Source organism: Micromonospora sp. NPDC049580, assembly GCF_040675595.1.
Classification (GTDB): Bacteria; Actinomycetota; Actinomycetes; order Mycobacteriales; family Micromonosporaceae; genus Micromonospora.
Genome location: NZ_JBFAPG010000509.1, coordinates 1 through 4485, shown reverse-complemented (window position 1 = coordinate 4485; position 4485 = coordinate 1). Strand labels below are relative to the sequence as shown.

The 4485-nt window shown below is 73.6% G+C and carries 5 protein-coding genes and 1 pseudogene; all 6 read right to left on the bottom strand.

What is annotated here, in order from left to right; all coding sequences use genetic code 11:
* Window positions 1-118: 118 nt before the first annotated feature.
* Complete coding sequence (locus AB0J68_RS28040) at window positions 119-1117, bottom strand: aldo/keto reductase (RefSeq protein ID WP_363941374.1); 999 nt, start codon at window positions 1115-1117, stop codon at window positions 119-121.
* Between the two features lie 111 nt (window positions 1118-1228).
* A complete protein-coding gene (arfB, locus tag AB0J68_RS28035; RefSeq protein WP_354858732.1) occupies window positions 1229-1654 on the bottom strand; it encodes an alternative ribosome rescue aminoacyl-tRNA hydrolase ArfB in 426 nt (141 codons plus the stop codon).
* A 34-nt stretch (window positions 1655-1688) separates the two neighbouring features.
* Window positions 1689-1985, bottom strand: coding sequence for a hypothetical protein (locus tag AB0J68_RS28030; protein ID WP_354858729.1), 297 nt, complete (start codon window positions 1983-1985; stop codon window positions 1689-1691).
* 99 nt (window positions 1986-2084) lie between these two features.
* On the bottom strand, window positions 2085-2942 hold the full coding sequence (locus AB0J68_RS28025) for a trypsin-like peptidase domain-containing protein (protein ID WP_354858726.1): 858 nt from the start codon (window positions 2940-2942) through the stop codon (window positions 2085-2087).
* Between the two features lie 34 nt (window positions 2943-2976).
* A complete protein-coding gene (locus AB0J68_RS28020; RefSeq protein WP_354858724.1) occupies window positions 2977-3936 on the bottom strand; it encodes a VWA domain-containing protein in 960 nt (319 codons plus the stop codon).
* Window positions 3933-4485, bottom strand: a pseudogene (locus AB0J68_RS28015) (DUF58 domain-containing protein); the annotation flags it as partial. The pseudogene AB0J68_RS28015 and the gene AB0J68_RS28020, both read right to left, overlap by 4 nt.

Here is a 4485-nt window from a genome sequence, read left to right as displayed (position 1 = left end):
GGCGTGGTCCAGCACGTTGAGTTCCCGGAGCTGCTGTCGCCAGAGCTGGTACCGCCGGCCCGCGGTCTCCTTCGCCTCGGCGCGCTCCCCGGCCGGCGGTCGCGCCACGACCGGGTCGTCATGACCGCTCGCTGTCCAGGAACGCCATCTGCGCCTCGTCGTACCGGCTGCCGGCCACCGCGTCGGCGGGAACGGCGGCCTCGATGGCGGCCAGGTCCGTCTCGGTCAGCGTGACCGCGGCGGCGCCGAGGGCCTCGGCGAGCCGGTCCCGGCGGCGGGCGCCGATCAGGGGTACGACGGTCTCGCCCCGGGCGAGCACCCAGGCGATGGCGATCTGCGCCACGGTGACGCCCCGCGCCTCGGCGATGCCGCGCAGCGCGTCCACGAGGGCGAGGTTGCGGTCCAGGTTCGCGCCGGCGAAGCGCGGCAGGTGGCTGCGGAAGTCGGTGCCGGCGGTCTCCCGCCCCGCCGTCCAGTGGCCGCTGATCAGCCCTCGGGAGAGCACCCCGTACGCGGTGATCCCGACGCCCAGCTCACGCGCCGTCGGCAGGATCTCGGCCTCGGGGGCGCGGGAGATCAGCGAGTACTCGATCTGGAGGTCGCTGATGGGGTGCACGGCGTGCGCCCGGCGCAGCGTCTCGGCGCTCACCTCGGACAGGCCGATGTGCCGGACGTGACCCGCCTTGACCAGCTCAGCCAGGGTGCCCACGACCTCCTCCACCGGCACGTCCGGGGCGAGCCGGGCGGGGCGGTAGATGTCGACGTGGTCGGTGCCGAGCCGGCGCAGCGTGTACGCCAGGAAGTTCTTGATCGCGACGGGTCGGACGTCGTTGCCGTTCCAACCGCCGTCGACGTCGCGCAGCGCGCCGAACTTCACGCTGATCACCGCGTTGTCCCGGTTGCGGCCGCGCAGCGCCTCCCGCAGCAGCATCTCGTTGTGGCCCATCCCGTAGAAGTCGCCCGTGTCGAGCAGGGTGATGCCGGCGTCCAGTGCGGCGTGGATGGTGGCGATGCTCTCGGCCTCGTCGGCGGGGCCGTAGAGGTCCGACATGCCCATCAGGCCGAGCCCGAGCGCGGAGACGGTGGGGCCGGAGGTGCCGAGGGTGCGGGTGTCCATGAGGTCTTCCTCTCCTGGGTGACCTGCCGACCATACACACTTCGGCTGACAGATTCCAGATTCTGTCACTCGCCAGTCAGAGGGGTCACTCACACGGCTCGGTGACGATGACTACTCGCCGTCGACGCGGCGGTCGCGCTTGCGCTGCGACTGGCGCTTCTTCTCGGCCAGCCGACGTTCCTTGGCGCCCCGGGACGGCCTGGTCGCCCGACGCGGCGGCGGGGGCGGGGCGGCCGCCTCGCGCAACAGCGCAAGCATCCGCTCGCGGGCCGCCTCCCGGTTCGCAAGCTGCGCCCGGTGCTCGCTGGCCGCGATCGTCAACACACCGTCCACCAGTCGGTTGGCGAGCCGTGCCAGCGCCCGCGCCCGCAGCGACTCGGGCACGGCCGGAGAGTTGGCCAGGTCGTAGCTCAGCTCGACCCGGGAGTCGGCGGTGTTCACGCCCTGCCCGCCGGGGCCGGACGAGCGGGAGAAGCGCTCCCGCAGCTCCCCGGCGGGGACGACCCACCGATCGGTCACCCGCAGTCCGTCGTCCACGCCCCGAGGCTAGCCCGCCGCGGCCCGCCCCGGGTCACCGGCGCGGAGGCTCACTCTGCGTGGTGGACGGGCTCGGCGCCGGACCGGCGGTCTCGTCGTCCGAACCGACCGCGGCGTACGCCACGGCGCCGAACAGCAGCAACCCGATCACCGCGGCCTTCAGCGCGACCCCGCGGATCAGCACCCACGCGCCGCGGCGAGCGCCGGGCACCGATTTCTTCGCGGTCTGGTAATCGGTCCACCCGCGTCGCGCCCGGGCGTACGCCGACCCCACCGCACATCCGATGACCAGGCCCACCAGCAGGAGGACCGTGAGAAGAGGACGCTCCACCTCCGCCAGTATCCATATCGAGCGTCATATTTCCATGGCCCGATGACGTGTGGCCGGATATCCGACAATGGAGGCGACCCGACGGGCCGTCCGGGCAGCTCAGCCGCCCTTGCCGATGATCGTGTCGGCGGTCTGCTGCACCTGATCGATCGGGATGGCGAAGCCGATGCCGATCGACCCGTTGCCGTCGATGGTGGCGATCGCGGTGTTCACCCCGACCACCTCGCCTCGGGCGTTGACCAGCGGCCCGCCCGAGTTGCCGGGGTTGATCGACGCGTCGGTCTGCACCGCGCGGTGCCGGTTGTTGCCCAACCGCACCTGGCGGTCCAGCGCGCTGACGATGCCCGCGGTGACCGTCCCGGGCAGCCCCAGCGGTGAGCCCACCGCCAGCACCGGCTCACCGACCCGGGTGGCGCCCGGCTTGGCCAGCGGCAACGGGGCGAGGCCTGCCGACGGTGGCACCTTCAGCACCGCCAGGTCGCTGCGCGGCTCCCTGCCGATCACCTCGGCCTCGTACCGGCGGCCGTCGGGCAGCTCCACCGTGACTGGCCCACCACCGGCCTTGGCCAGGATGTGGTCGTTGGTGACCAGGTGCTGCTGGTCGTCGATGGCGAACCCGGAGCCGGTCGCGGACGCGCCGTTCGCGCCGCCGGCGAGCACCGACACCACACCGGGCACGGTCCGCTCGGCGGCGGTGACCAACTCCGCCGGCACCGGTGCGGCGGACGCCGCTGACGGCCCCGCGCCGTCCCGGCTGGCCACCACGCCGCCGGCCAGGGCGCCCGAGACGGCCGACACCGCCACGATCGCCAACGCGGCGAGCAGCCGGCCGGGGCGTCGCCCGCCGGGGTCCCGCCCCGAGCCGGGCGCGTCCCACCACCCGCGCCCGTCCGGGTCAAGCTCCGGCGAGATGAACCAGGGACCGCGCGGTTCGCCCAGTCCGGTCTGCACTGCCATGCGTACTCCTCACGGTCGACGTCGGCGCGGTGGATCAGGGCAGTCGGGAGAACCAGCGCATCGAGCCAGCGGCGGCACCCATCGCGAACACCAGTCCGAGGCCGATGAACCGGGCCGAGACGTCCTGACGTTCGGTGCGGTAGCCGACCGAGCTGCCGATGTCGTCGTAGACGGCGCGCAACTCGTCGACGGTGCTGGCCTCGTGGAACATTCCGCCGGTCTCGTCGGCGACTGCCTTGAGGGTCTGCCCGTCGACCGGCACCTGGATCGGCCGTCCGCCCCGGTCCACGAATCCCGACGGTGTGCCGAAGGAGATCGCGTGCACCGGCACCTTCGCCGCGACCGCCTCCGCCGCCGCCTCCATCGGGTCCATCCCCGACGTGTTGGCTCCGTCGGAGAGCAGGATGATCCGGGCCGGCGGTGGCTCCTTGGCGGCCTCGCTGTCCAGGCTCTTGACCGCGCCGAGCGAGGTGTTGATGGCCTCACCGATCGCGGTGCCCTGCACCCCGGTCACCCCCTCGGCGAGGCGACCGATGCCCTCGTCCAGGGCGTCCCGGTCGGTGCCGGGCGGCACCAGGACGGCGGCGCTGCCGGCGAACGCGACAAGCCCCACGTTGAACTCGTCGGGCAGACCCTCGACGAAACGTCGGGCCGCCTGCTTGGCCGCCGCCAGCCGGTCCGGCTCCACGTCGGTGGCCAGCATGGAGGTGGACACGTCGACGGCCACCATCACGGTGGCGCGTTCCCGGGGGACCCGGACCTCGGCGGTGGGCCGGGCGAAGCCGACCACGAGCAGCGCCAGCATGGCCAGGAACAGTCCGGCCGGAACGTGCCGGCGCCAGGCCGGACGAACGGGTGCCACCCGGTCCAGCAGCCGCAGGTTGGTGAAGCGGACGGCGTATTGGCTGCGTCTGCGCTGCATCACCAGGTACGCGCCGACCAGCGCGAGCACGCCGATCAGCAGCCAGAGCCGCAACGGGGACTCCCAGGTCACGCGGCACCTCCCCGGACGGCTCCGGCCGGCGCCGCGGCCATCCGCCGCTGGGCGTGCACGTGTCGGACGATGTCGGCGCTGAAGTCCCGATCGGTGCGCAGCGCCAGGTGTGTCGCCGCGCTCCGGCGCAACGCCTGGCGGACCTGGTCACGCTGGACGGCGGCGGCCGCGGCGTAGCGCTCCCGCAGGCGGCGGTCCGATGTGCACACCTCGCGGCGACGGCCGGTCTCCGGGTCGACCAGCGTGATCAGGCCGACGTCGGGAAGTTCCAGTTCGCGCGGGTCGGTCACCTCGATCGCCAGCACCTGGTGGCGGGCGGACAGCCGACGCAGGGTCCGCTCCCAGGGCGGCGGCTCGTCGGGGTCGTCGGGCAGGCCGTCGAGGAAGTCGGAGACCACCACGACCAGCCCGCGCTGGTTGGCGACCCGGTGCACCGCGTCCAGCCCGTCCGCCAACTCCGCCGCCGCGACCGGCTGCGGGGTCGCCAGCCGGGACCGGGGCCGGTCGTCGGGCTCGGTCGCGCGCGGCGCGGTCAGCAGCGCGCGGAGC